Annotated in this window: 23 protein-coding genes; 21 read left to right on the top strand and 2 right to left on the bottom strand. The window is 40.3% G+C overall.

Annotated elements, in window-relative coordinates; all coding sequences use genetic code 11:
• Positions 1-56 precede the first annotated feature (56 nt).
• The 7 genes from dhaM to HMPREF9703_RS00085 all read left to right on the top strand — a co-directional run bounded on the left by dhaM (position 57) and on the right by HMPREF9703_RS00085 (position 5,220).
• Positions 57-437, top strand: coding sequence for a dihydroxyacetone kinase phosphoryl donor subunit DhaM (gene dhaM, locus HMPREF9703_RS00115; protein WP_004634524.1), 381 nt, complete (start codon positions 57-59; stop codon positions 435-437).
• A 43-nt stretch (positions 438-480) separates the two neighbouring features.
• Positions 481-861, top strand: coding sequence for a Lin0368 family putative glycerol transporter subunit (locus HMPREF9703_RS00110; RefSeq protein ID WP_004634522.1), 381 nt, complete (start codon positions 481-483; stop codon positions 859-861).
• On the top strand, positions 861-1,199 hold the full coding sequence (locus HMPREF9703_RS00105) for a Lin0368 family putative glycerol transporter subunit (RefSeq protein WP_004634520.1): 339 nt from the start codon (positions 861-863) through the stop codon (positions 1,197-1,199). Before HMPREF9703_RS00110 ends, HMPREF9703_RS00105 begins: the two co-directional genes overlap by 1 nt.
• Positions 1,200-1,315: 116 nt before the next feature.
• Positions 1,316-1,909 carry a hypothetical protein gene (locus tag HMPREF9703_RS00100; protein ID WP_004634518.1) on the top strand — a complete coding sequence of 198 codons (594 nt, stop codon included), beginning with the start codon at positions 1,316-1,318 and terminating at the stop codon, positions 1,907-1,909.
• Between the two features lie 26 nt (positions 1,910-1,935).
• A complete protein-coding gene (gene thiD, locus HMPREF9703_RS00095) occupies positions 1,936-2,775 on the top strand; it encodes a bifunctional hydroxymethylpyrimidine kinase/phosphomethylpyrimidine kinase (RefSeq protein ID WP_004634515.1) in 840 nt (279 codons plus the stop codon).
• Positions 2,776-3,000: 225 nt separating this feature from the next.
• Positions 3,001-3,915: a glycerophosphodiester phosphodiesterase family protein gene (locus tag HMPREF9703_RS00090; RefSeq protein WP_040376730.1), complete on the top strand. Its 915-nt coding sequence runs from the start codon at positions 3,001-3,003 to the stop codon at positions 3,913-3,915.
• Positions 3,916-4,041: 126 nt separating this feature from the next.
• Positions 4,042-5,220 carry a Mur ligase family protein gene (locus HMPREF9703_RS00085; protein WP_004634512.1) on the top strand — a complete coding sequence of 393 codons (1,179 nt, stop codon included), beginning with the start codon at positions 4,042-4,044 and terminating at the stop codon, positions 5,218-5,220.
• Positions 5,221-5,431: 211 nt separating this feature from the next.
• On the opposite strand, the gene HMPREF9703_RS00080 is transcribed toward HMPREF9703_RS00085, so the two are convergent.
• On the bottom strand, positions 5,432-6,460 hold the full coding sequence (locus tag HMPREF9703_RS00080) for a siderophore ABC transporter substrate-binding protein (RefSeq protein WP_004634510.1): 1,029 nt from the start codon (positions 6,458-6,460) through the stop codon (positions 5,432-5,434).
• Between the two features lie 304 nt (positions 6,461-6,764).
• On the opposite strand from HMPREF9703_RS00080, the gene HMPREF9703_RS00075 reads away from it, so the two are divergent.
• Complete coding sequence (locus HMPREF9703_RS00075; RefSeq protein WP_004634509.1) at positions 6,765-7,406, top strand: redox-sensing transcriptional repressor Rex; 642 nt, start codon at positions 6,765-6,767, stop codon at positions 7,404-7,406.
• Positions 7,407-7,568: 162 nt separating this feature from the next.
• Positions 7,569-9,977, top strand: coding sequence for an SF1B family DNA helicase RecD2 (recD2, locus tag HMPREF9703_RS00070; protein ID WP_004634507.1), 2,409 nt, complete (start codon positions 7,569-7,571; stop codon positions 9,975-9,977).
• A gap of 39 nt (positions 9,978-10,016) precedes the next feature.
• On the opposite strand, the gene HMPREF9703_RS00065 is transcribed toward recD2, so the two are convergent.
• On the bottom strand, positions 10,017-10,925 hold the full coding sequence (locus HMPREF9703_RS00065) for a diacylglycerol/lipid kinase family protein (protein ID WP_004634506.1): 909 nt from the start codon (positions 10,923-10,925) through the stop codon (positions 10,017-10,019).
• An 88-nt stretch (positions 10,926-11,013) separates the two neighbouring features.
• Here HMPREF9703_RS00065 and HMPREF9703_RS00060 point away from each other — a divergent pair, with 88 nt between their 5' ends.
• From HMPREF9703_RS00060 to HMPREF9703_RS00005, 12 genes are all read left to right on the top strand, one after another.
• Positions 11,014-11,931, top strand: coding sequence for a YitT family protein (locus tag HMPREF9703_RS00060; protein WP_004634504.1), 918 nt, complete (start codon positions 11,014-11,016; stop codon positions 11,929-11,931).
• Positions 11,932-12,107: 176 nt separating this feature from the next.
• Positions 12,108-12,362, top strand: coding sequence for a 30S ribosomal protein S20 (gene rpsT / locus HMPREF9703_RS00055; protein ID WP_004634503.1), 255 nt, complete (start codon positions 12,108-12,110; stop codon positions 12,360-12,362).
• 136 nt (positions 12,363-12,498) lie between these two features.
• Positions 12,499-14,481, top strand: a complete 1,983-nt coding sequence (gene uvrB, locus HMPREF9703_RS00050; protein WP_004634502.1) for an excinuclease ABC subunit UvrB — start codon at positions 12,499-12,501, stop codon at positions 14,479-14,481.
• Between the two features lie 149 nt (positions 14,482-14,630).
• Positions 14,631-15,044 carry a hypothetical protein gene (locus tag HMPREF9703_RS00045; RefSeq protein ID WP_004634500.1) on the top strand — a complete coding sequence of 138 codons (414 nt, stop codon included), beginning with the start codon at positions 14,631-14,633 and terminating at the stop codon, positions 15,042-15,044.
• A gap of 33 nt (positions 15,045-15,077) precedes the next feature.
• Entirely contained in the window at positions 15,078-15,566 is a 489-nt protein-coding gene (locus HMPREF9703_RS00040; protein ID WP_004634499.1) for a thioredoxin domain-containing protein, read from the top strand.
• A 128-nt stretch (positions 15,567-15,694) separates the two neighbouring features.
• Positions 15,695-16,723 (top strand): sugar-binding transcriptional regulator, encoded by a 1,029-nt coding sequence (locus tag HMPREF9703_RS00035; protein WP_004634498.1) that lies wholly within the window; start codon positions 15,695-15,697, stop codon positions 16,721-16,723.
• Positions 16,724-16,762: 39 nt separating this feature from the next.
• A complete protein-coding gene (gene gap / locus HMPREF9703_RS00030; RefSeq protein ID WP_004634496.1) occupies positions 16,763-17,758 on the top strand; it encodes a type I glyceraldehyde-3-phosphate dehydrogenase in 996 nt (331 codons plus the stop codon).
• 127 nt (positions 17,759-17,885) lie between these two features.
• Complete coding sequence (locus HMPREF9703_RS00025; protein ID WP_004634494.1) at positions 17,886-19,070, top strand: phosphoglycerate kinase; 1,185 nt, start codon at positions 17,886-17,888, stop codon at positions 19,068-19,070.
• A gap of 89 nt (positions 19,071-19,159) precedes the next feature.
• Positions 19,160-19,918, top strand: a complete 759-nt coding sequence (tpiA, locus tag HMPREF9703_RS00020) for a triose-phosphate isomerase (RefSeq protein WP_004634490.1) — start codon at positions 19,160-19,162, stop codon at positions 19,916-19,918.
• Positions 19,918-21,447, top strand: a complete 1,530-nt coding sequence (gene gpmI / locus HMPREF9703_RS00015; RefSeq protein ID WP_004634488.1) for a 2,3-bisphosphoglycerate-independent phosphoglycerate mutase — start codon at positions 19,918-19,920, stop codon at positions 21,445-21,447. Before tpiA ends, gpmI begins: the two co-directional genes overlap by 1 nt.
• A 127-nt stretch (positions 21,448-21,574) precedes the next feature.
• Complete coding sequence (eno, locus tag HMPREF9703_RS00010; RefSeq protein WP_004634487.1) at positions 21,575-22,876, top strand: phosphopyruvate hydratase; 1,302 nt, start codon at positions 21,575-21,577, stop codon at positions 22,874-22,876.
• A 398-nt stretch (positions 22,877-23,274) separates the two neighbouring features.
• Positions 23,275-26,529 (top strand): GA-like domain-containing protein (locus tag HMPREF9703_RS00005; protein WP_004634485.1); only part of this gene is annotated, 3,255 nt, incomplete at its 3' end.

Here is a 26,529-nt window from a genome sequence, read left to right as displayed (position 1 = left end):
AGCGACGCGGAGCTATTCGTGTTCATTAGTTACTACGAAATGAAAGGGGTTTATTCATGATTGGGATTGTATTAGTCTCTCATAGTAAGAAAATTACAGATGGCTTGAAAGAACTAATTGAACAGATGGCAGGTGACGGGTCAAATCTTGTCGTGAAATCAAATGGTGGAACGGATGAGGGCGAACTGGGATCAAACCCAATGGAACTACTCAGTACATTAGAAGCAATGACCGATTGTGAAGAAATTTATGTCTTTGCCGGTGTCGGAAGTGCCAAGATGGCGGTTGAAACAGCACTTGATATGCTGGATGATGCCGAACATGTTCATGATTTCAGTGACTATCCATTAGTGGAGAGTGCCTTTACAGCAGGAATCACTGCTTCAACAGGGGCTAGCTACGAGCAGATCAAAGCAGAACTGCAACAATTTAATTAATGCAGGGTGAAATTAAAGAAGTAAACAGAATTGAGGAGTACAGATGAAACATATTAGAAATACACTTGGTTTTTTTGTTGCTGGTATTTTCGTTATGGGATTATGGGGCGGCTATGCTGGTGCATATGGTATTGGTGGTGGCTTTGCTGGAGCGATTATTATTATTGGGCCACTTTGGTACTTGAATCACAAGTTAGGTTTAATTCATCAACAAGAAGAGCATGCGTTTGTTGATATGGCGCTTGGTATTGGAATTGCTGGGTTAGCTCGCGATTTCTTCATGAATGGGGGCCAATCATTGGTGGATGCCGTTCCAACCTTAGTTTTCGTCATTATTGGCGGGATTATCGGTGGCGTGCTTTCGGCTTATATTGAACAAGATATCGAGATGGACAAAGAGAAAGCAAATAGAGGTGAGCAGTAATGACAGTAGGATTAGCAATTGCAACGATGGTAGGAGCCGCGATGTTCCCGCTCTTTATCCGCTTGGTATGGGGCGAGTTAGTTGAAGACTTCGGACCAATTGGCGGTTGGATGGCAGCAGCCTTCATTGTTGGAACGCTCTGGTCAATTAATCACGGTCTAGAGACGCCAATGATTCATCAGACCGGTGCCTGGGTTGATATGGCTGTCGCAGCGGGTGTTGGTATTTATACCGCAGAATTGATCCGCGGTAAGTTATGTAAAGAATCACTGTCGCGAGTATGTGCCGCGATTGTCGGGGGCATTCTCGCTGGGTTAGTATTATCATTCTTCTTATAGACCAATGTATTATACAAATAGTGGGCGATTACTTAGAAATTTTCTGAGTAGTTGCTTGCTGTTTTTTTATGGAGTGGAGAGGTGCCTATGCTATAATGGACAAAAGGGGGATGATCATGAAAAAATTATTAACGGCATTATTTATTCTGGGTGGTTTGTTGTTTGCTTGCGGGAAGGAAGGGAATCAAATTACACAAGCTGAAGGGGTTAAAAAAATTGAAGCGGACGGTGCGATGGCATTTGATTTTCATCATGAGCAAGGCGAAGCACGTACAGCTGATATTTGGATTGAGACCTATGAGTCTGGACAGACAGTCGATGAACCGATTGCAAGTATGTTAACTTTTGCAGAAACAGCAGAGGTGCAATCGATGCAAGTGTTAATGGATTATGGGAAGCATGGGTTGAGAAAAAATGAGATAACTTTAGTCACACCGACTGAGGAACTTGAGACTGTTGATGAATTGGACAGTTTAGAAGGGGTGACGTTTAAAGGACAACATTCGATCTATTTAAGCTATGAGAATTTAGCGCCGAATAAAGAGGTGATTATTGGAGTGATGACCTTTGAGGCGTCGGAGCAGTCAACGGTAAAAGAGCAATTAGATGCATTATTGACGGATGACTTGGACCCTACAACATTGGATGTTGATCAGCTTGGGCTGGCAGATATTCCACTCGCTTATGTGATTAAGGCACAGTTTAAGTAAGAAGGGGTAAAAGGAAGGATGATACGATGACGAACGAAACAATTCAAGCACTGACAATTGAAGGATCAGATACGGGCGCAGGATGTGGTCTGCAGGCAGATCTGAAAACCTTTCATCAACGGAAAGTCTTTGGTTTAAATATTGTGATTGCTCTGACTGCCCAAAATTCACTGGGCACAAAAGGTGTCATGACAGTCGATGAGGCCTTTATTGCCCAGCAATTCGAAGCCATTCATGAAGATTTTAAGGTGCGTGCGGCGAAAGTAGGGATGTTAGTTGATACACGAACGGTTCGAGCAGTGGCAAAACAGTTGAAAACAGCTCAATTTAGTCAACTGGTGGTTGATCCGGTTATGTTCGAAAAAAGCGGCTATCGTTTATTAGAAGAGTCGGCCGAGCGCGTCTTGACTGAGGAGATTGTTCCGATGGCGGATATATTGACGCCAAATTTAGCCGAAGCAGCAGCGATGGTGGGACGCAAGTTGACAACGAGCAAAGATATGGTAGACGCAGCACAAGAATTGCAAGCTCTCGGTGCCAACAATATCGTCATTAAAGGTGGTCACGGTCACGGTGAAATGTCTGCTGATTACGTTTTGTTGGCAGATGGGGAAGACTTCTGGTTAAGTGCACCGCGAGTGGAGACCTCTAACTTGAACGGGACGGGGGACACCTTCTCGGCTTGTATAACAGCAGAATTAGCGAAAGGGCACGATCCTAAACAAGCGATTATTACGGCAAAGTGTTTTGTCCAAGATGCCTTAGAGAATCCATTGAGTGTTGGACATGGCAATGGACCGACCAATCAATGGGCAACGCGGAGTGATCATGTTGAGGTTCATAAGTGCTTAACCTTTGAACTGTAAATTTTGAGCTGTAAATAAAGCTTGAACTGCCTCGAGATGCGCACGTCGAGGTAGTTTTATTTTGGAGATTTTTCATCAGTATACATGCAACATCGCACCATACGAATCTTAAATAAAAATAAAGGTATTTTGTTTTTGAACTGTGATATAATATTGTGCATGAGAATCGATGTTCGCACTGAATGAGTCAGCATCGTGTAATCAAAAAATATAGATGGAGAGGACATGATGAAGAAGAAAGGATTCATAATGATCAGTGCTATTGTTGGAATAGTGCTAATTATTTGGGGGCTTGCGTTTATTTGGCCAGTTAAGCCACGACCAAAGCACGCCTTCTTTAAAGAAGATGATCAGACGTTAGTGATTGCTCATCGAGGTGGTCGGGCACATGCCCCGGAGAATACGTTGCCGGCATTCGCACGATCGGTGGAGTTAGGTGTAGATGTGCTAGAGCTTGATGTTCATCTGACGAAAGATGAAGAAATCGTTGTTTTGCATGATGCGACGGTTGATCGAACAACAGATGGATCAGGCCATATTAATGAACTAACCTATGCCGAAGTCGAGGTGCTCGATGCGGGTTATTATTATCAGGATGAGGCAGGAGACTATACGTACCGAGATCAAGGCGTTCATATCCCAAGATTAGAAGAAGTGTTTGATCAATTCCCGATGCAACGTTATTTTATTGAGTTAAAAGACACCACTGCCCCAGTGCTTCAACCAATGCTGATCCAGAAAGTCTGGGAGTTGATTCAGCAGTATCAGATGGAAGATCAAGTCGTTATCGGTAGTTTTGACCATGATTTGATTGAAGATTTTCAACAAATTTCAGGCGGTCAGGTCGCGATTGGTGCGGGTGAACAGGCGGCACGTTCTTTTGTTAAAGGACATTTAGCTTATTTGAATGGTTGGACAACGATTAATGCGGATAGCTTACAACTACCGCTAGAAAAAGAGGGTCATGATTTAACGCATAATAATTTGCTTCGAGGCGTTCTTAAGCAAAATATTGCACTCTATTATTGGACAATCAATGATCCTGCAACGATGCATTCATTATTGGATAAAGAGGTGGACGGCATTATGACCGACCATCCTGCCTTGTTGTTAGAAATAATAGCAGAAAGACAGAAATAAAAATTGAATTTATATCAAGAATGCGGTACAATATAAAGCATTAATTTGAAAAATAACACTGACAAAATGATAGTTAATAGTAATATTTTGTCAAAGTGTGAATTTATAATTGAGGAGTTAGGAAGTATGACATTAAAAAGTACAATAGCTACATCCACAGCAAAATTAGCGAAAATGGGGTTAAACGCAACGAAACGGTCGGGTTCTAGTTTACCTGGAAAATTAGCTCAGCGATTGGACCCACAAATTTTGACACATCTGACAGAAGATAAGCAAGTTATTCTGGTTACAGGGACGAATGGGAAGACGACCACAACTGCCTTATTATCAGAAATGTTGCGTACGGAATTTGACGTAGTGACGAATGATTCCGGTGCTAATATGGAACAAGGCTTGATCACTTCACTTATTTTGAAAGGACAGGGCAAAGATATTGCTGTCTTGGAGACAGATGAAGTGTATGTACGAAAACTGTCACCGCAATTAACGATTGATTACTTGGTGATTACGAATGTCTTCGATGATCAAGTGGATCGCTTAGGTAGCAAGGAGCAGACCTTACAAACCATTCTTGCAGGAGTGAAGCATCAGCCGCAAGCAAAACTTATACTTAATGGCGATTTAGAGTTAATGCATGAGATTGATATTGAAAATCACCAGCTCTTCTTTGGAAAAGATTTTGCGAATGCCAATTATAAACTACATGATGTGTCAATTGGGCTTAACCAGTCACAACTTAAAATAAATGATACCGCATTGACGGCTCCATTCAGTGGAATGTACAATATGTACAATGTGGCGGCAGCTTATGCGGTAGCAAAGGAATTAGGGATTAGTGATGAGCACATTGCTCAAGCTCTGCGCAACTTTAAACGAATTGAAGGACGCCAGGAAGTGATTCATATTGCTGGGAAAGATGTTGTATTTAATCTCGTGAAGAATACAGCAGGATTTAATGCGACACTTGACGTCATCAAGTTAGATAATCGTCAGAAGGCGTGTGTCTTAGCGTTTAATAATAAGCCAGCTGATGGGGAAGACATGTCTTGGTTAGACGAAGCTGACTTCGAGCAACTCGCTAATATGTCAGTTACCCGAACATATTACGGTGGGATGTATCAAAAACCGCTAGGCGAACGGGCAAGACGAGCTGGATTTGATGAGTTAATCGAATTTAATTCGCCAGAAGAATTGCTTGGCTACATTAAATGTGAAGAGAATGATGTCGTGCATATTGTTGCGAACTATACGGCGTTATATGATATCCGCAATGAATTTGTTAAATTAGGTGTTATTGACGAATAATGATGAAGCGAAAGAGTCTCTTATATAGAGGCTCTTTTTTAGTTGGAGCAGGTAGCGATTTATGATAATAAGGACGAGAATTACTTTCTGGAGTTGGGCTCGGCATAATAATATGAAATAGATGTAGACTAAAAACTATTTTATAAATCATAAAAACCCCCTGTTATCATGGCGTAGATAACAGGGGTTAACTTGTTATTGTGTGTTTAGCTTAGTTGAGCGGTTGAGCCGCTTCGTCCATCATTGTTTTGAAGGAGATGAAGCCACCTTCAGTTAAGTACCACATGTCAGGTGATAAGTGAACGATATTGCCTTCTTTATAAGCTGTTGTTTCTTGAATAACTGGATTTTCTTCGAATTCACTAATGCTACTTTCATCACCGATAGCTGCTCCGCGATCAAGTAAGAAAATTACATCAGGATCTTTTTCTAAGACATATTCAACGGAAACATCCATGCCGTGACGAGAGACTTCAATATCGCTGTCAACCGGTTCATAGCCGAATAAATCGTGAACATGGCCGAAGCGAGAGCCTGGTCCGTAAGCGGATAGTTGGCCTTCGCTGGTCATCAAGAACAGCGCGTTTAAACCAGATGAGGAAGCATTCTCAGCAAGAGCGGTCAACTGTTCTTCTAAACCTTGAATTTTTCCTTCAGCTTGTTCTTCAACACCAAAGATTTTACCATATGTTTCTAAGTTTGATTGCAAGGTTTCCCAAATATTTTGGATAGTATTACTTAAGTCAAGCGTTGGAACAGTATCAGCTAAGCCATCGTAACTTTCTTGGGAACGGGCACCGACAATTGCTAGTTCCGGTTCTTCAGCGTTCGCCACTTCTAAGTCGATCTCGAAGAGTGTACCGGCAACTGGCAAGTCACTGAACTCACTTAAATAGTCTGGTAAAATATCGGAGGCAGTAGCGACAACACGGTCTGATAAGCCGAGTGACTGCAAAACATCTAACTGTCCATTATCGAACACAGCCACTCGTTGTGGGTTAGCCGGCACATCAACCGTATGCTCCGCATTATCCATAATGGTTAGTGTTCCGTCAGCAGTTGCTTTATCAGTTTCATCTGATGGACTATCTGTAGCTGTTTGATCACTATTTTCTTCGGAGGGTTGGTTCACCTCTTCAGTGGTCTCTTCAACTTGAGCGTCATCTCCATTATTGGGGCTACACGCAGCCACCAATAAGACACTTGACAATAGTAATCCTCTAGACAATAATTTCTTCACAATATCGACTCCTTTGTAATATAATAAATAAAAACATATCAAGAAAACAGCGTAAGAAGCTGTTTTCATAAAATGATTTTATTATGTTTGATAATGATAATCATTCTCACTAATAACAGTATATCAAAGATGGATAGCGACTTCAATGATTTTATATACTTTTTTAGACTGTATTGTTCAATTTTGAGCATTATAAATAATTATAATAAGAAAACATCTTTATTATCTTTGTGAACATTGCTATAATGATAGGGAGATACAATAATTGTGAAATTTTAAATTACAGTATGAGAGGATGATAATAATGTCAGATAAGAAAATTCCTAAGGCAACGGCCAAACGCCTACCATTATACCATCGTTATTTGCGATACTTATTGGAGAGTGGAAAAACGCGAGTGTCTTCAGCAGAACTAAGTGAGGCGATTAAAGTTGATAGTGCAACGATCAGACGTGATTTTTCTTACTTTGGAGCATTAGGTAAGCGAGGTTATGGCTATGATGTGGAGAGTTTGTTGGAATTCTTCAGCAAGCAATTGAATCATGAACAACTGACGAATGTTGCTTTAGTTGGGGTAGGTAAATTAGGTCAAGCATTGTTGAATTATAACTTTCAGCAAACTAATAACATTCGCATTAGTGCAGGATTTGATATGGATGAATCACTTATTGATACGATTCAACGTGGTGTGCCTGTCTATGATGTGAAGCACTTAGCGCAAGAAATTAAAAATCAACAACTAAAAATTGCTATCTTAACTGTTCCTCGAGAATATGCACAAGATATTACAAATAAGTTAGTGGATGCGGGCATTCAAGGGATCTTGAACTTTACCCCACGCCGTCTAACTGTTCCTGAGAATGTTCGTGTGCATAGCGTCGACTTAACAAATGAACTTCAAAGCTTAATCTACTTTACTAGATACTATCAAGACGGCGAAGATTAGCGATAAAAGTAAGGGGAGCCTTGCAAAGGCAGGGCTTTTTTATTTTGGCCGTAAAGAGTTGAACGATTAGTCATATTTAGTGAAAAAAGAAAAATAGTGTCAAAGGTAGCGAATCAGGCGTAAAGTCTGTTACAATAAAGATGAGATGAAAGGAGGAGGAGCGTGGAGTTATATGTTAAAGGAGACGTAAAAGCGATCTTTTTTTCGAATCCCTCGAATTTTTATAAAGTGATGTTAGTAGGGATTGAGGAGACGAATCTTGATTACGATGATGATGAGATCGTTGTTGTCGGGAATGTTGGCCGAATTCAAGAGGGACAATCATATGAATTTTATGGCACGCTTGTCGATCATCCTAAATACGGGATTCAGTTGAAAGTTGATCGTTATAAGGTACAACAACCTTCTTCGAAAGAAGCTATTGTCCAGTATTTATCAAGCTCACGGTTTAAAGGCATTGGCCAAGTGACAGCTGAACGGATTGTAGACACGTTAGGATTAGAGTGTTTAGATCGTATTTTAGCTGACAAAGAGGTGTTAAAACAAGTGCCTCGGCTAAATCAGGCTAAGCGTGATACGATTGCTGAAGTGATTACTGCTGAGCGTGGCTTGCAACAAGTCATCTTGAAGTTGAATGAATATGGCATTGCTAATCAATTGGCCTATAAGATTTATGCGATGTATCGTGATGAGACATTGGAGCAGCTTCAGACAAATCCATATCAGTTAGCAGTTGATATTGAGGGAATCGGGTTCAATAAGGCAGATCATATTGCCAGTGAATTAGAGATTTCAGAAGAAGCACCTAGTCGGATTCAAGCGGCGATTTATTTTGTCTTATATAATCAATGCTTAAGTGGTGGTCATACGTATTTAGAGGCTGGGCAGTTATTGACAGAGACATTAGATACACTGGAGAGCAGTCGTCCGTATATTATTGAGCCACATTTAGTTGAAGAGAACTTAGCAGCTCTCGTGGAATCACAAGCGATTATTGCTGATGAAGCGCGCTTCTACGTTCCTTCTTTATTTGCAGCAGAATGGGGAATTGTTCAGTCTATTGAACACTTATTGTCGCGTCAACCTGTACAGAATAATTTCAGTGAGCGGGTCATTAGTCAACATATCGAGAAGGTTCAAGCCTCGCTAGGGATTCAATATGGTGAGTCCCAACGACAAGCGATTCATACAGCATTGAATGAGTCAGTCTTCATTCTAACAGGAGGTCCAGGAACAGGGAAAACAACTGTTCTAGACGGAATTGTGACGATTTTTTCTCAGTTGCATGATCTTTCTCTGGATCCTAATGATTATACAGATGATCATTTTCCTATTCTGATGGCAGCTCCTACTGGTCGAGCGGCGAAACAGATGGCTGAAGCTACGGGACTGCCGGCCTCTACTATTCATCGGTTGTTAGGTTTGGGGGTTGATCGTGAAGAGCGAGAGTCCTCTTATGAAGCAGCTGAACTTAAGGGGCAATTACTTATTATTGATGAAATGTCGATGGTTGATACATGGTTAGCTAATCAGTTATTTAAGTCTATTCCAGCTGGCATGCAAGTGATTTTAGTAGGGGATAAGGATCAATTGCCATCTGTCGGTCCGGGACAAGTCTTACGTGATTTAATTGATAGTGGCCAAGTTCCACAAGTGGAGCTAATCGATATTTATCGTCAAGGCGATGAATCTTCCATTATTCCACTAGCTCACAGCATTAAGCAAGGAAGATTGCCTGTCGACTTCACCGATCCCAAAAATGATCGTAGTTTTTTAGCATGTGGACCACATAATGCACGTCAATTGATCGAAAAAGTGGTTAAACGAGCCCTTGCAAAAGGTTATAGCGTTGAAGATATACAAGTGCTGGCACCTATGTATCGAGGAGATGCGGGGATTGATAAGTTGAATCAGTCCTTGCAATCGATCTTTAATCCAAAAACTCCAGAGCAAAAAGAGGTCTCCTTTATCGATAAAGTCTATCGGGTCGGAGATAAAGTACTGCATTTAGTGAATGAAGCAGAGTTGGGTATTTTTAACGGGGATATTGGCTATATTGTAGGGATTATTCCTAAGCAGGAATCGGAATTAAATACGGATGAACTTGTGATTGACTTTGACGGGAATGAAGTGAGCTATCCAAGAAGTGAATGGACTAAAATTACATTGGCTTACTGCTGTTCGATTCATAAAGCACAAGGTAGTGAATATAAGATGGTTATCTTGCCTCTTGTAGGGGCTTTTCATCGGATGTTACGCAAAGATTTGTTATACACAGCGGTCACTCGAGCGAGTCAGTTTTTAATTCTGTGTGGGCAACGCAAGGCATATGAACAATGTGTTGCAACTGATAATTTGCAGCGTCAAACAACGCTAAAACCGTTCTTATTAACTGATACAGAACAGGTAGCGACTATTCAATCTACCATCGAGCAATCAGAGGACCAGCCGCTTACAGAGCATTCTCCTGAAGATACAACCGAACAATGGCGTCTCACCCCACAACTCATTCAGTCTGGTCGTATAGACCCAATGATTGGGATGGAAGGATTGACGCCGAGTAATGCTTAATTCCTATTACCATAATATATAATGTTAACTAAAAATATGCTACAATAAATACATCTGTTTTGTTAACTGACAAGTTAATTGCCATTCCGTTTCGCCCATAGGTTCTCCGTCAGCTTGCATAAATTCAGGTTGCTTGATGGTCAACTCGATTGTGTGACCACGTAAGCTGTGGACCTTGGAGTGGTTCAGATGTTTTCCGAGTAAGAGTTGTGGGACAACTTGTAAAAGGTCCAAGGCATGTAGACGAGACGTATATAAAATATCAATCAAACCATCAGTTGGGTTAGCTTGGGGTAAAATAGGAATGCCTCCACCGAATGATCCGTGATTAGCGATAACAAGCAGTAAGGTCTGTTCGATAGGGGATGTTTGCCCATCTACAGTAACTGCTACATCGAAAGCTTGTTGATGAAAGAGACTTTCAATACCACTTTTAAGATAAGCAAGTTGACCGAATGATTTAGTAGGATCAGGTGCTGATAATTCGTGAATAACTCGTCCATCAATACCAACGCCACAGCTGTTAATTGCATAGTGAATTCCTGTAGAAGACTCGATGCGAAGACAATCTAAGGCAGCTGGCTGACTATGATGAATGAGATAACTGAGACCTGGTTGAACACCTAGTGGCAATTGATGACTTCGTGCAAAATCATTACCCGATCCAGCGGGCAAGACCCCTACTGGATTATCTAATTTATATTTTTTTAATTGGTTAACAATTGTGCTGATTGTTCCGTCTCCACCGACAGCTACGACGATACCGCCCTGACGTAATTCAGGAAGCCACCTTGTAATCAGGGTATCAACGGAGCAATTATCCCGCAGATGACCTAATGAATAATCAATTGTCGAGTAGCGATTTAAAGTATGACGGATTTTTGCCTCTGCATGATGCGCACGTGTGGCATAGGGATTTATAATAAAAAATAATTTAGAATTTAACATAGAACAATGTCTTCCTCTCTAAGATAACTCTATTATACGTGAGATAGACAAAAGTTTGAAGAATAAGTACTATTGAAAGGATGATGATATGCTGAACTTAGCAAAACGATACAAATTTGATATTATTGATTACTTATATATTATAGTAGGGGCTTTTATTACTGCCGTTGCTTTTCAGGTCTTCTTGTTACCAAATAATATTGTCTCTGGAGGAACGAGTGGGGTGTCAATTATTACTTTAGATCTCTTTGGTTGGGACCCCTATATCGTCCAGTATGCGCTAAATATTCCGTTGCTAGCTGTAGCGTATCTCTTTTTAGGAAAAGAAGCGGGAAACAAGACCGTTTTAGGAAGTATAATTTTACCGTTCTTTATTGGAATGATCAGTCATTGGCCACCTGTGACGCATGATCAATTTTTAGCAACTATTATCGGCGGAGCTATTAGTGGAATTGGTTTAGGGATTATTTTCCGAGCAAAAGCATCAACAGGAGGATCAAGTGTTCCAGCCCAAATAATACACAAATACACCGGTTTATCGCTAGGAACGAGTTCAATGATTGTTGATGGCGGAATTATGCTTCTGACCTTCCTAACCTTTGAAGTGGACGTTATTATGTACGGTGTGATTAACCTCTATGTGGTTGCCTTTGCGATCGATCTCGTTCAAGTGGGCTTCAACACACACAAGAATGTACTTATCATTACCAAAGAAACCGAGAAAGTGCGCTGGGAGCTCATGAATTCCTTAGAACGTGGAGTCACTAATATTCAGATTCGAAGTAGTGTGGATGATAGTAATAAAGAAATGCTCATGTGTGTCATTCCCGAGCGCGAATTTCCATACATGAAAGAATTAATTACAAGTTATGACCCCGAAGCCTTTGTTGTTGTTACAAGTGCTTCTGAAGTCATGGGGCACGGCTTCTCTATTACCAAACAATTCGAAGCACTTGGGCATTCTAGTTTTGTTCAGGAGTATGATGAGCGAGAGATCGAAGATTAGTCAGAAGTGTCCAATCCGAGACATTTCTAGAAAAATCTGTTGAAATACCTTAAAATAGAGTTGCAATTTTGCTTCAGGTTTTGTATACTATAGAATGTTGGAGACTTTCCAAGTGAAAGGTGGTTAGAGGCCTTTCATATTTTGAATGTTAAATTAGAATAAGGGAGTGTTAATTTATGGCAAATAATGCATCAACTTTGAAACGTATTCGTCAAGATGCGAAAAAAGAAGCACGTGGTAAGAGTCAGCGTACAGCATTGAAAAATGCGAAGAAAAAATTCATCAACGCTGTTCAAGCAGGTGACAATAATGCAGAACAATTGTTGAATGATGCTTACAAAGCAATTGATAAAGCAGTGGCACAAAACCACATTCACGAAAACAAAGCTGCACGCGACAAGTCACGTTTAGCGAAAAAATTAAATGCATAATATTAAATTGAGCCGAAGTGTTACGTTATGTAATGCTTGGGCTTTTTTGTTATATAGGTCTGTCAATATAGGTCTGTTCAATGTTGGAGAACTATGATAAGATGACGATATCATGCAGGATAGGGAGAGATACATCATGGATACGGAATCAGTCTTTGATCTGAAATCAAAATATGAGCCAGCTGGAGATCAACCAGAAGCAATTAATCAACTTGTTGAAGGAATTAAAGCTGGGGATAAGGAACATGTCTTGTTGGGGGCGACTGGGACAGGGAAAACTTTTACAATGAGTAATGTGATTCAACGAGTCAGTAAACCGACACTCGTTATTGCACATAATAAAACACTGGCGGGTCAGTTATATACAGAATTGAAGGAGTTTTTTCCGAATAATGCGGTAGAGTATTTTGTTAGTTATTACGATTATTATCAACCGGAAGCGTATGTTCCATCAACTGATACATTCATCGAAAAAGATGCGAGTGTTAATGATGAGATTGATAAGTTACGCCATGCTGCGACAAGTTCACTGTTGGAACGACGAGATACGATTGTAGTGGCATCGGTCTCGTGTATCTATGGGTTAGTTAATCCGATTGATTATAAGAATCATGTGCTGTCACTGCGAGAAGGGACGGAGATTGGACGTGATGAACTACTAGAGACCTTGGTTGATATGCAGTATCAGCGTAATGATATTGACTTCAAACGGGGAACCTTCCGTGTGCGCGGTGATGTAGTGGAAATTTTCCTAGTTTCGCGTGGATCTGAAGCTATTCGCGTAGAATTTTTTGGAGATGAAATTGATCGTATTCGTGAAGTGGATGTGGTGACAGGTGAAGTCCAACATGCGCTTAAGCACGTGGCTGTTTTCCCAGCGACTCACTTCGTCTCCAGTGATGAACAGACTCAGTCAGCTATCAATTCTATTAATCAGGAACTGAAAGAGCAATTATCTGAGCTACGTGACGAGAATAAATTGCTGGAAGCTCAACGCTTAGAGCAACGGACAGAATATGACCTAGAGATGCTCCATGAAATGGGCTATTGCTCAGGGATTGAGAACTATTCGCGACATTTGGATGGGCGTCAGCCGGGCGAAGCACCATACACATTACTAGATTTTTTCCCGGATGATTCGCTCTTTATTATTGATGAGTCACATATGACCATGCCGCAAATTCGCGGGATGTATAATGGGGACCGTGCGCGAAAAGAACGGCTGATCGAACATGGTTTTCGCTTGCCGAGTGCGTTGGATAACCGCCCGCTTACATTGGAAGAGTTCGAAGCACGCGTACCGCAAATCACATACGTCTCAGCAACACCGGCTCAGTATGAAATTGAACGCTCCAGTCAAGTGGTTGAACAAATTATCCGACCAACTGGCTTGCTGGATCCAATTATTGAAGTACGACCAATTAAAGGCCAAATTGATGATTTAATTGATGAAATTCATAAGCGGATTGACAAAAATGAACGGGTCTTTATTACAACATTAACGAAAAAAATGTCGGAGGATCTCACGGATTATTTAAAAGAAGTCGGTATTAAAGTGCGCTATCTACATTCTGATATTAAGACGTTGGAGAGAACGGAAATTATTCGTGACTTGCGCCGGGGCGAGTTCGACGTGTTGATTGGAATTAACCTACTCAGAGAAGGGTTAGATGTACCAGAAGTTTCGTTAGTAGCCATCTTAGATGCAGATAAGGAAGGCTTCTTGCGTAGTACGCGTGCCTTAATTCAGACGGTGGGTCGAGCTGCGCGGAATGAGAATGGTCGTGTTATTATGTATGCCGATAATATGACAGACTCGATGCAGACCACAATTGATGAGACGGAACGTCGCCGTGAAATCCAACAAGCCTTTAATGAAGAACACAATATTACACCAAAAACAATCAAGAAAGCCGTCCCTGACTTAATCAGTATTGCTAAAGTTGATAATGAAGACGGTGAAGGACTGACCGAAGAGAAAATCAAAAACTTATCGCAAGCAGAACGCCGTGAGATGATCGAAACGATGGAATTTGAAATGAAACAAGCGGCTAAAAACTTAGAATTTGAAAAAGCCGCACAATTACGTGATGTTGTGATGGAAATCAAAGCGTTATAAGTCATCGAAGAGATTTAGGCATGGATTTAGGTATGAACGATAAAAACACGAAAATGTATCTGGTGTAAGGGGTTTTTCGTGAGAATAATCTAGAAGTGCGATAAAATATAGGTAATCGGCTGACACTTGTGAAGAGAGGTGGTAGGAAGATGTATGGCTTTCCACAAAATATCTTAATGATGCTCATAACGCTACTAACAACAAGCGGGGTGCTCTATTACTTGAAGTATCTTCCGCGCAAAATTGTTTATTATAATATCGGTATTCAATTCATCTTTATTATTACCCTTGTCGGTCTGACCTATCTACCTTTTCGTCAACAGTGGCCTAATGAGACACTCATTCAAGTCTCTTATTTGATTATTTCAACATCAGGATTAGTGATTTGGGGTCCATTCATTGCCAGTATAGCTTTTTCGGTGATGAAGACAATAGCGACAGCTCGCCAAGAGTCAACTGGGGTAAAGTTGTTGATGAATATTGGAGTAGGTACATTAAGTATCGTGGCTTTACTTATCTTATACGCCATTCATATTGTATTGTTTTACGGTTTTGCACCGTAGTTACTATTATTTATTATAGAAGGAGAAAAAATTATGACTTACACAAATCAGTTACCGAGTTGGCAGATAGGTTCTGTGGATGCACCGATTCAATTGGTTGAATATGTTAATCTTCGGTGCCCAGATTGTAAAGATTCCTGGAATGAATTGAAGGATTACTTGATGCCATTGATTAAATCTGGTAAACTTCGCCACATCATCAAACCCATTCATAAGGAAAAACCCTTCTTGGAAGTGGGTAATCAGTTACAATATCTTCTTCCAAGTGATGAGACAATTGATTATCGGCCGATATTTGAAAAAATTTACACAGAACAGGCTATCTGGGGCGAATATAATCTGGATGAATTGCGTCGTTATGTGAAAGAGGAGTTAGGGGTGCAACCTAATGAGAATATCGAAGGGGTTGATCATCGTACAGATGAGATTGAATTCGTGCCAACGATTTTAGTCGGCAAAAAAACATTTGTCGAAACCATTCGATTTGATGATGTACGGGCGGCAATTAAGCCGTTACTATAAGAATTCTTACTTTACACCGATATGTCTTTATTCGCTGGTCAATAAAAGACCCGGATGGAATGTTGTGGGTTGACATCTGTCCTAGGTATGATATAATAGGTTGTGAAGTGAGGAGGAGAGATGATTGCATGTTGTCGTTAATTGAGAGAGTTGCTCCTGGGACAATCGACGTCCTAATGCGACGGTTGGAAATCTTAGGAGAAATACATCGATCCAGTCCTATCGGTAGACGTGCTCTTGCACAAAAGCTTAACTTGACTGAGCGCACACTTCGATCAGAAGTTGATAGATTGCGTGATGAGAAGTTAATTCGTGCAGATACGACTGGGATGCGTTTGTCCGATCGTGGGCAATCAACGATGCAAGCTCTTGCTCAATTATTAGAACGACAAACAACGATCCAACGTCAGGAAACTGCTTTAGCAGAAATGCTAGGTATTCAATCGTGTACGATTGTGTGCCGAGATGATGAGAAGGCAGATGCCAAAGAACAACTAGCTGATTCAGTTGTTAAACTGGTGGAGAAGTTGTTAGACAATCAATCTCAAACAATCGGTGTCATGGGCGGTACAACCATGCGTTCGGTCGCGAATGCATTCGAGAGTCGCTTAGTTGATGCCAGTAATGTACTGTTCGTTCCTGCTCGTGGAGGAGCGAGTGACAGCCCCGATATTCAGCCGAATCAGATCGCAGCGCGTATGGCTGAGTTGACCGGAGCGAAGAGTCGGACATTAAACGCTCCTGAGCACGTGAGCGCAGAAACACATTCCTTGCTTTTAGAAGAACCAGAAATTAAGAAGACGTTACGCTTTCTTTCTGAAGCAATTCTTGTTATATTTAGTATTGGTAGGGCCATGGAAATGGCCAACCGCTTCAAACTGAAGCAGCAAGATTTAGATAAGCTTGAAGAGCATGGTGCTGTTGCCGAGGCATTTGGTGAGTTTCTTGACCAAGATGGCAAGGTTGTACACAAGGTAGCACGCATTGGTCTATCAGCCGAACAATTGTCAGAGATCCCGAATCTCTTGGCGGTCGCTGGTGGTGCTAATAAAGCTCAAGCCATTCAAGCCTATATGAAAACTGCTCCGCCGCATACACAACTCGTGACGGATCAAGCAGCAGCACAAGTGATTTTAAATGGGGAATATTCCCTTTAAAATAAAAAACAACAGATTTTCTAAGGAGGAAATCATTTTATGTCAAAAAAAATAGCAATTAATGGTTTTGGTCGTATTGGTCGTTTAGCACTTCGTCGTATCTTAGAGTCAAGCAATGAATTAGAAGTAGTTGCAATTAATGACTTAACTGATATTGATGACTTAGGCTACCTATTGAAGTATGATACAGCACAAGGTCGCTTCCCATACGATGTTGAAGTGAAGTCAGACGCACTTTTAGTTGATGGTAAAGAAGTAAAAGCTTACTCTGAGAAAAACCCTGCTGACTTACCATGGGGCGACTTAGATGTTGATGTTGTATTAGAATGTACAGGTATCTTCAACACTAACGAAAAAGCAAGTGCTCACCTAGAAGCTGGCGCGAAAAAAGTTCTAATCTCTGCACCAGCGAAAGATGACGTAACTAAAATGGTCGTATTTGGTGTTAACGATGACGTTATCGAAGCTGATGACAAGATCGTATCAGCTGCATCATGTACAACAAACTGTTTAGCTCCAATGGCAAAAGTTCTTAATGATGAATTTGGCTTGAACGGTGCGCTTATGTCAACTATCCACGCGTACACTGCTACTCAAGCATTACAAGACGCACCAGGTGGACGTAAGAACCGTGCTGGAGCAGCTAACGCAATTCCTGCATCAACAGGTGCTGCAATCGCTGTAGGTGAAGTTATTCCAGAAATTAAAGGTAGAATTGACGGTACTGCTGTTCGTGTACCAACAATTACTGGTTCAATGACTGAAGTATACGCAACATTAAACAAAACAGTAACAGAAGAAGAAGTAAACGAAGCAATGAAAGCTGCGCAACGTCCTTCATTCGAATACAATACTGATGAAATTGTTTCTTCAGACATTATTGGTAACCCTGCTGGATCAGTCTTCGACGCAACTCAAACAAAAGTTATCGACGGAGAAAATGGTCAAGTTGTTAAAGTTGTTGCTTGGTACGACAATGAGTACGGATTTACTGGAAACATGGTTCGTACACTAGAACGTCTTGCAACTGTATAAAAAATTTAATCACACAATTTAATGCTTAGTTATAGTAAGCGGGGAAGTGTCGACGCGCTTCCCCGTTTATTTGTTAGAAGGGTAGCACCTTCTAACATACATACCAATGAAAGGAATGTGATAAAGAATGAATAAACAAACAGTAAAAGATCTACAATTAAAGAACAAAAAAGTGTTGATGCGAGCAGACTTTAATGTCCCGTTAAAAGACGGTGAAATTACAAATGATAACCGTATTCAAGCAGCACTACCAACTATTAAGCACATCTTAGATGAGGGAGGGAAATTAATTGTCTTCTCTCACTTAGGACGTGTGAAAGAAGAAGCGGATAAAAACAAATTATCAATGGCACCTGTTGCCAAACGCTTAGGTGAGCTCTTAGATCAAGAGGTTACGTTCATTAACGAAACAAGAGGACCAGCTTTAGAAGCAGCTATCGATGAACTGGAACCAGGACAAGTCTTGATGTTCGAGAATACACGCTTCGAAGATGTTCCAGGCAAAAAAGAAAGCAAAAATGATGAAGAACTAGGGAAGTACTGGGCAAGCTTAGGTGATGTATTCGTTAACGATGCATTCGGAACGGCTCACCGTGCGCATGCTTCGAATGTAGGTATTGCCTCAAATGTTGAATCAGCTGTCGGCTTCCTTATCGAAAAAGAAATTGAATTTATCGGTGGAGCTGTTGATGAACCAGAACAGCCATTCGTAGCAATTCTAGGTGGAGCAAAAGTGTCTGACAAGATTGGTGTTATCGAGAACTTACTCGAAAAAGCGGACAAAGTATTAGTCGGTGGTGGTATGACTTACACTTTCTTGAAAGCAAAAGGACACGATATTGGTAATTCACTCCTAGAAGAAGATAAAATCGACTTAGCGAAAGACTTAATGGATCGTGCTGGGGACAAATTAGTCTTGCCAGTCGATTCAGTCGCAGCTACTGAATTCAAAAATGATGCCGAAACTAAATTGTTCGATGAAGATATTCCTGAAGGGTACATGGGAATGGATATTGGTCCAAAAACAATCGAGCGATTCAAGGCAGAACTTGAAGGAGCTAAAACGGTTGTCTGGAATGGTCCAATGGGTGTCTTCGAAATGGAAAACTTTGCTAAAGGAACAAGCCAATTATGTGAGATTTTAGCTGAATTAGATGCAATAACGATTATTGGTGGAGGAGACTCGGCAACAGCAGCTGAATCACTTGGCTTTGCTGAGGACTTTAGTCACATTTCAACAGGTGGTGGCGCAAGCTTAACTTACCTTGAAGGAGACGAACTACCAGGGCTTGCTGCTATTAGCGACAAATAAAAATATAGTTAAGGAGATTGGGGTTTCAAACAGAAGCCCTAGCTTCCTCTAATGAAATAGAACTAATGAATGAAGAAAGGAATGATTGTATGTCACGTAAACCATTTATTGCCGGAAACTGGAAAATGCACAAGACAGTCGAAGAAGCCGTTCAATTCATCAATGAGGTGAAAGATAAATTACCTTCACGCGATGTTGTTGATGCAGCAATCGGTGCTTCTACTTTACAACTTACAGCAGTTAAAGAAGCGGCGAAAGGATCAGAATTGCAAGTAGCTGCTCAAAATAGTCACTTCGAAGACGAAGGAGCTTTCACAGGTGAAACTTCACCAGCTGCCTTAGAAGCATTAGGCCTTGAGTATGTTATCTTAGGTCACTCTGAGCGTCGTGAAATCTTCGGTGAAACCGATGAAGATGTTAACAAAAAGGTAAAAGCTGTTGTCGCTCACGGAATGAACCCAATCGTCTGTGTAGGTGAAACCCTTGAACAAAAAGAAGCAGGAGAAACACAAGCTGTTGTTGCTGACCAAGTAAAAGCAGCTCTTGCTGGCCTAACAGCTGATCAAGTAGCAGATGCTGTGTTAGCATATGAGCCACTTTGGGCAATTGGTACAGGTAAAACGGCAACTGCTGAAGATGCTAATGATACCATTAAAGAAGTCCGTCAAACAGTTGCTGAAGAGTTCGGTCAAGAGGCAGCAGATGCTATTCGCATCCAATACGGCGGTAGTGTGAAGCCAAATAACATTGCAGAATTCTTAGCTCAATCAGATATTGATGGAGCACTCGTTGGTGGTGCAAGTTTAGAAGCTGATTCATTCCTAGCATTATTCGAGGCGGTTAAATAATGAGTAAAGGACCTGTAGCAATTATTATATTAGACGGTTTTGGCTGGCGTGAAGAGCGTGAAGCTAATGCCGTCGCTCAAGCGCATAAACCCAATTTTGACCGTTACTGGGAAACCTTCCCTCACGCAACAATGCAGGCAAGTGGACTAGCAGTTGGTCTACCAGAAGGACAAATGGGGAATTCAGAAGTTGGTCATACCAATATTGGAGCCGGCCGTGTCGTTTATCAGAGTATTACACGTATTGATAAAGCGATCGAAGAAGGCGAATTGGAAACCAACCAAGCTTTCCAAGATACGTTAGAGCATGTGCAGCGCAACGATTCAGCACTACACTTAATAGGACTTGTCTCAGATGGTGGGGTTCACTCCCACCAACGCCACTTGAATGCCTTAGTTAAACAAGCGCATGAACAAGGCATTGAGAAGATTTATATTCATGCTTTCACGGATGGTCGTGATGTAGCACCAGACTCAGCGGCTGACTTCATCCAAGAATTAAATACGTCACTTGCTGAGATCGGGGCTGGGAAACTAGCGACTATTACTGGACGCTTCTATGCGATGGACCGTGATAATCGTTGGGAACGTGTGCAGAAAGCTTACAATGCTATTCGATTCGGTGAAGGGCATCACGTAGAAAATCCAGTAGCCGGAATCCAGCACAGTTACAATAAAGAAGTTATGGATGAGTTCATTGAGCCTATTGTTATTGATGAAGAGGGCCAACCAATAGCAACCTTAGCCGATAATGATGCTGTCTTATTCTTCAACTTCCGACCTGACCGTGCCATTCAACTATCACGAGCACTGTCTGAGTCAGATTTTGCTGAGTTCGATTTACGTCAGAAGCCACAAAATGTCAAATTGACGACAATGACACAGTACACAGCTGAGATGAATGCTGATGTCATGTTTAAGCCACTTGAGATTAAAAATGTTTTAGGTGAAGTGTTAGCGAAGAATAACTTAACACAACTTCGTATTGCTGAAACTGAGAAATATCCACACGTGACTTTCTTCATGAACGGTGGTACCAATGATGAATATGACGGCGAAAGTCGAACACTTATTCCATCACCAAAAGTTGAAACTTACGACCTAAAACCAGAAATGAGCGCATATGAAGTGGCCGATTCGTTAGTAACGGATATTAAGGCAGATAAGCACGATGCGATTATTCTGAACTTTGCTAACCCAGATATGGTCGGGCACTCAGGTAAACTTGAACCGACTATTAAAGCTTGTGAAGCGGTCGATGTGAACTTAGGCCGTGTGGTTGATGCGATCTTAGAAAAAGATGGTTATGCGATTATTTTCGCTGATCATGGAAATGCGGATACAGAAATGACGCCAGATGGTCAACCACATACAGCGCACACAACCGTTCCCGTTCCAGTTATTGTAACGAAAAAAGGATTGGAACTACGTGAAGATGGGAAACTAGCCGATGTAGCACCAACCATGCTTGAATTATTAGGGGTCGATCAACCTGAAGAGATGACCGGAGAATCCCTGATTAAACATTAAGACAGGCTTATCTTTGTAAATCAAGTAAAAAATTAGTACAATAGAACTAGAGAGATTGAGTGGTGGATTGAGGCAGATGCTTCAACCCCACCGATACTCTAAAACAATTAAAGGAGAGATTTATTTCATGCCATTTATTACAGATATTATTGCACGCGAAGTTCTAGACTCACGTGGTAACCCAACTGTTGAAGTTGATGTAGTTACCGAATCAGGTGCCTTTGGACGAGCACTCGTTCCTTCAGGTGCTTCAACCGGTGAACACGAAGCAGTTGAATTACGTGACGGCGACAAGAACCGTTACAACGGCAAAGGAGTTCTTCAAGCTGTTGAGAACGTTAATACAAAAATTGTTGATGAATTACTGGGATACGATGTCCGCGATCAATTAGGCGTCGACCAAATGTTAATCGAATTAGACGGTACACCAAACAAAGGAAAACTTGGTGCGAACGCTATTCTTGGTGTCTCTATGGCAGTCGCTCGTGCCGCAGCGAACTACCTAGACCTACCATTATACCGTTACTTGGGTGGGTTCGGAGCGAAAACAATCCCAACTCCAATGTTGAACATTATTAACGGTGGATCACACTCAAGTGCTCCAATTGCGTTCCAAGAGTTCATGATCTTACCAACAGGTGCTCCAACCTTTAAAGAAGCGCTACGTTGGGGAGCAGAAATCTTCCACGCATTGAAATCAATCTTGAGCGAACGTGGCCTTGAAACATCAGTAGGTGACGAAGGTGGATTTGCACCGAAGTTCAACGGAACTGAAGATGGTGTTGAAACGATTCTAGAAGCTATTAAAAAAGCTGGCTTAACTCCAGGTGAAGATGTCTTCTTAGGCTTCGACTGTGCGTCAAGTGAATTCTACGAAGATGGTGTCTACGACTACTCTAAGTTCGAGTCAGCTGATGCACCTAAACGTACAAGTGAAGAGCAAGTGGACTACTTGGAAGAACTTGTTGAAAAATACCCAATCATCTCTATTGAAGATGGTATGGACGAAAACGACTGGGACGGATGGAAGTTGCTTACTGAACGTCTTGGTGACCGCGTTCAATTAGTCGGAGATGACTTATTCGTAACCAACACTGAAATCTTAGCAAAAGGTATCGAAAAAGGTGTCGGTAACTCAATCTTGATTAAAGTGAACCAAATCGGTACGTTGACTGAAACATTCAACGCAATCGAAATGGCAAAACGTGCTGGCTACACAGCTGTTGTCTCTCACCGTTCAGGCGAAACTGAAGATACCACAATTGCTGATATCGCAGTTGCAACAAACGCTGGCCAAATCAAGACAGGTTCTGCTTCACGTACGGACCGTATCGCGAAGTACAACCAATTACTCCGCATCGAAGAAGCATTACTTGACACAGCTGTCTACGAAGGAAAAGATGCTTTCTACAACTTGAACAACAAGTAATTAAAAATAACTAAATTTGCCGAATTCTTAAAGAAAATGGCAACTCTCCTCCTTGGATTCTTAGCTTATAATAAGTTAAAAATTCAAGGGGGATTTTTTATACAATAAGTTAACAAAATATGACTTTATTAAGAAAATATAAACATTTACTTTCAATAGATATACATAATTCTCATTTTATGCTATTATGAAGGGGTAGATAGACTCATAAAAAAACTATTTATGTAAGTGATGCACGTAACAATACATGCGATAGCATGTTGATTAGTTGTGTGTTCTAGATACTATGATGGAATGACGCTAGGTATGTTTAAATATAAGCGCCGATGCAGAGGTTATCGGCTTTTTGATTTGAATATATAGGCGGTTGTTGTTAATAGCTAATTAGGAGGAACAAAATGGTAGGTAAGAATAATAAGAAGTTACTTATGGAGATGGGCGCGAATAAGTTTAAACGCTACACCTTGAAAAAGCTTTCAATCGGTGTTGCGTCTGTTTCGATTGGAATTGGGTTGATGTTTGGCGCGACTGAACAAGTCAGTGCCCAAGCAGAAGCGGGTACCGTCATTGAACATGATGAACCGGTCAACCAAGATATTACACCTCAATCTGAACAACAAGAGCCTGAGATCGATCACGTCTTAGAAGCTAAACGACAAGAAGTGAATGCTTATTTAGTGAACTCTAATTTACAGCATAATCGTGATCAATTCAAGGCACAAATTGATCAAGCAACCTCTGTATCTGAATTAGTTAACATTGGAAATCAGATTAATGAAGCCGTTGCTGAACAAGTTGAAGAAACTGAAAAAAATAATCAACTCTCTGAAGAAGAACAAGAACAGAAGCCACAAGACACGCAAGTATCTGATGAAAAACAATCAGAAGAATTGGAGAAAAAGCGTAAAGCAGTAAAAGATGAACTAGGCAAGTCTGAAATCGTGATCTGGGATGACTACTTGGCTCTCTTGAATAAGATTAATGAAGCTACTTCTATTGAAGAACTCGATGCGATCTCCGCAGAAATTCGAGGGGATAAAGCACCTGAAAAACAAGATGAAAAAGAGCAAGAAGCTGATAACACAATCGAACAAACAACACCGGCAACTCCACAGCAACCTCAAGTTGACGTACAACAAGATACTTCAAAACCAGAAGTTGAATACACCTTAGATCAAGTACGTCACTTCTTCAACCAAGAAGAAATCGCTAAAATTGAAGCCGGTCAAATGACCATTAAACAAGCACTTCAAAAAGCACTCGGCACACAACCAGACATTAAAACTAACCAAAATCACCACGAAGAAAATGTCCTAGCAGCTGGTGTAGAGAACTTGGATAACAAGCAAGAAGAACAGACTGGAAAAAGACGTACCCGTCGAAACACAGGGAATGTTGATTTGAATCGTCAATTTAATCGTGATGATACATTTATGCATATTTTTGATTATTTAGATGATTTGAAAAACAAGAAGTACTTGACAGAAGAAGAAACTGTTATTTTCAAGCGAGGTGCGTTAAGAAGATTTGCAAATAATGGTGATCCAGACTTACGAAACGATCGTGCTGACGCTCGTAAATGGGAAACATTTTTACGATCAGGTCAAACATCTCATCTTAGTCGTGGAGCTGAAAACCAATTAAAACAAAAATTATCTGTGAGATCAGGTGATATTTCGAAATTAAATGAGATCATAAAGAAGGTACAACAGTTCATTAAAAATCGTCAAGGAACTAATGAACACCTTATCGTTGATGGTACAGATAGTACAAATAAACAAACTCGCCACGAACTATCACCTGATCTTGGTAACATAAATATATCACAAGGTAAGACAAATTCTCATCAAGTTACAATGGAACTTAAAAAAGAAAATCCTGCTGATTGGAATAATAGAGAATATGGGTACGACATTTATACTGTTCAAGTTAATAAAAAATTAGCAGATAAGATAAATAGTGTAACATATAGGGATACTGCTGGGACTAAAGGACGATTAGTAACAAAAAATTTAAACAATGGTTATGTTCAGTATATATACAAGAGAGATTATGGATATGACAAAGGATCTACAACACCTAATGGCAATTTAGGAAAAGCAGTTGAATTTACCTTTAATTTAAAAAATATGTTAGATAGCGATGATCAGTTATCTAGTTATTATTATAATGATACTATCAAACCACAAATGTGGCCTGGAGGTGGAAAAGATCATTTATTACAACATTCATTTATTCAGTATAAAAATGAACAAGAACATTTATTAAGTATATACAATAAAGTAGTAGAACTTAAAGGGCAATCAAAAATAACAGAACTTAGAGAAAAAATTAAGAATTTTAGTAATATATATAATAATTTAAAAGAAGATCCAGAAACTGATAAAAAAATTATTAATCCAGATACACATAGGAAATTAGATAAAATTAAAAAAGATATTGACTCTCATTATTCAAGTACTCTTGAGTTGCTTTCTAACCTTCCGAATTTTTATAAAAATAATAAACAAAGAACTACAAAAAAAGATGAATTACTAGAAGACTTACAAGGAAGAGTTGGAAATCATCAATATAATGGATTAAAAGGACGAATAGATGCTTTACCAGGATATGATGTTAATGACCGGAACGATAATAGTATTATTGATGAAACTGATGTAAAAAATGCTGAAAATAAAGTAAATGAAATTAAACGTAAGCACTCAGAGTTACAAGAAAAAATTGAAAAAGCAAAAAAACAAAATAGGATAAATAATCATAACGAACTAATTAATCAGTATGAATCATTAAAAGCTTCTATCCAAGAAGCTAAAAATTTGATTTCTCAGATTCCTGAATTTGATGATGTTTATCAAGACGGACAATCTTTTAACCAGAAACGCCAAGGATTGACTAATAGTTTACCGAACTTATCTGAGCTTAATCTACCAGTAGCACCTCCTACTCAAAAGGTTGAACTTTCTAACTTAGATGGATTGTCTAGGGAACAAAAAGAACAAGTTAAAGATAATTTGAAAGCAAACAACCCAGAATTAGATTTAAGTAAAGTAACGGTTGCAGCAGACGGAACGGTAACTGTTCAGTGGGATGAGCATAACAGTGTAACTGTAGATAAATCTGAAACAGTTGAATTAAAAGTAAATAAAGATGCATTGCAACAAGCAATTGAGAAAACAAGAAAAACAACTAACAGTGAATTTTATAACAAACTAGAAGAATTAGATCCAAATCTGAAATCAGAATATGATAAAGCAAAACAACAAGCTGAAATTACTTTTAATAATAACAAGGCATCACAAACAGAAGTTAACAAAGCAACAAACAAACTTAATGAATTAGAATCTAAAATTTCTGAAAGAGAACAAATAGAAGTCACTAAGAAATTTAATCAGGCGAAAGCGAAAGTTGAAGAGGCGAAGCAAGCTGTTCAAACTGCGCAAGCTAAGAAAGAAGAAATCGAAAGAGATGGCGTGGTCAACCCAAGTGAAGTCGCAGAATTGAACGCCTTGAATGACGCAGTAACTAAGGCGAAAAATGAAGCGAACACAGCGGTCAACGCATTGCCAGACGGTGCAGCAAATGGTGAAGATACAAAAGCAAGCTTACAAGATGAGCTTGGAGGTATCAACCTAGTTGACGTACCAGCAGTAACC

Origin of the sequence: Dolosigranulum pigrum ATCC 51524 (assembly GCF_000245815.1) — a bacterium.
In the GTDB taxonomy this organism is placed as follows: Bacteria; Bacillota; Bacilli; order Lactobacillales; family Carnobacteriaceae_A; genus Dolosigranulum; species Dolosigranulum pigrum.
Note: the sequence above shows the minus strand (reverse complement) of the source record. Positions and strands in the feature narration are given on the sequence as shown.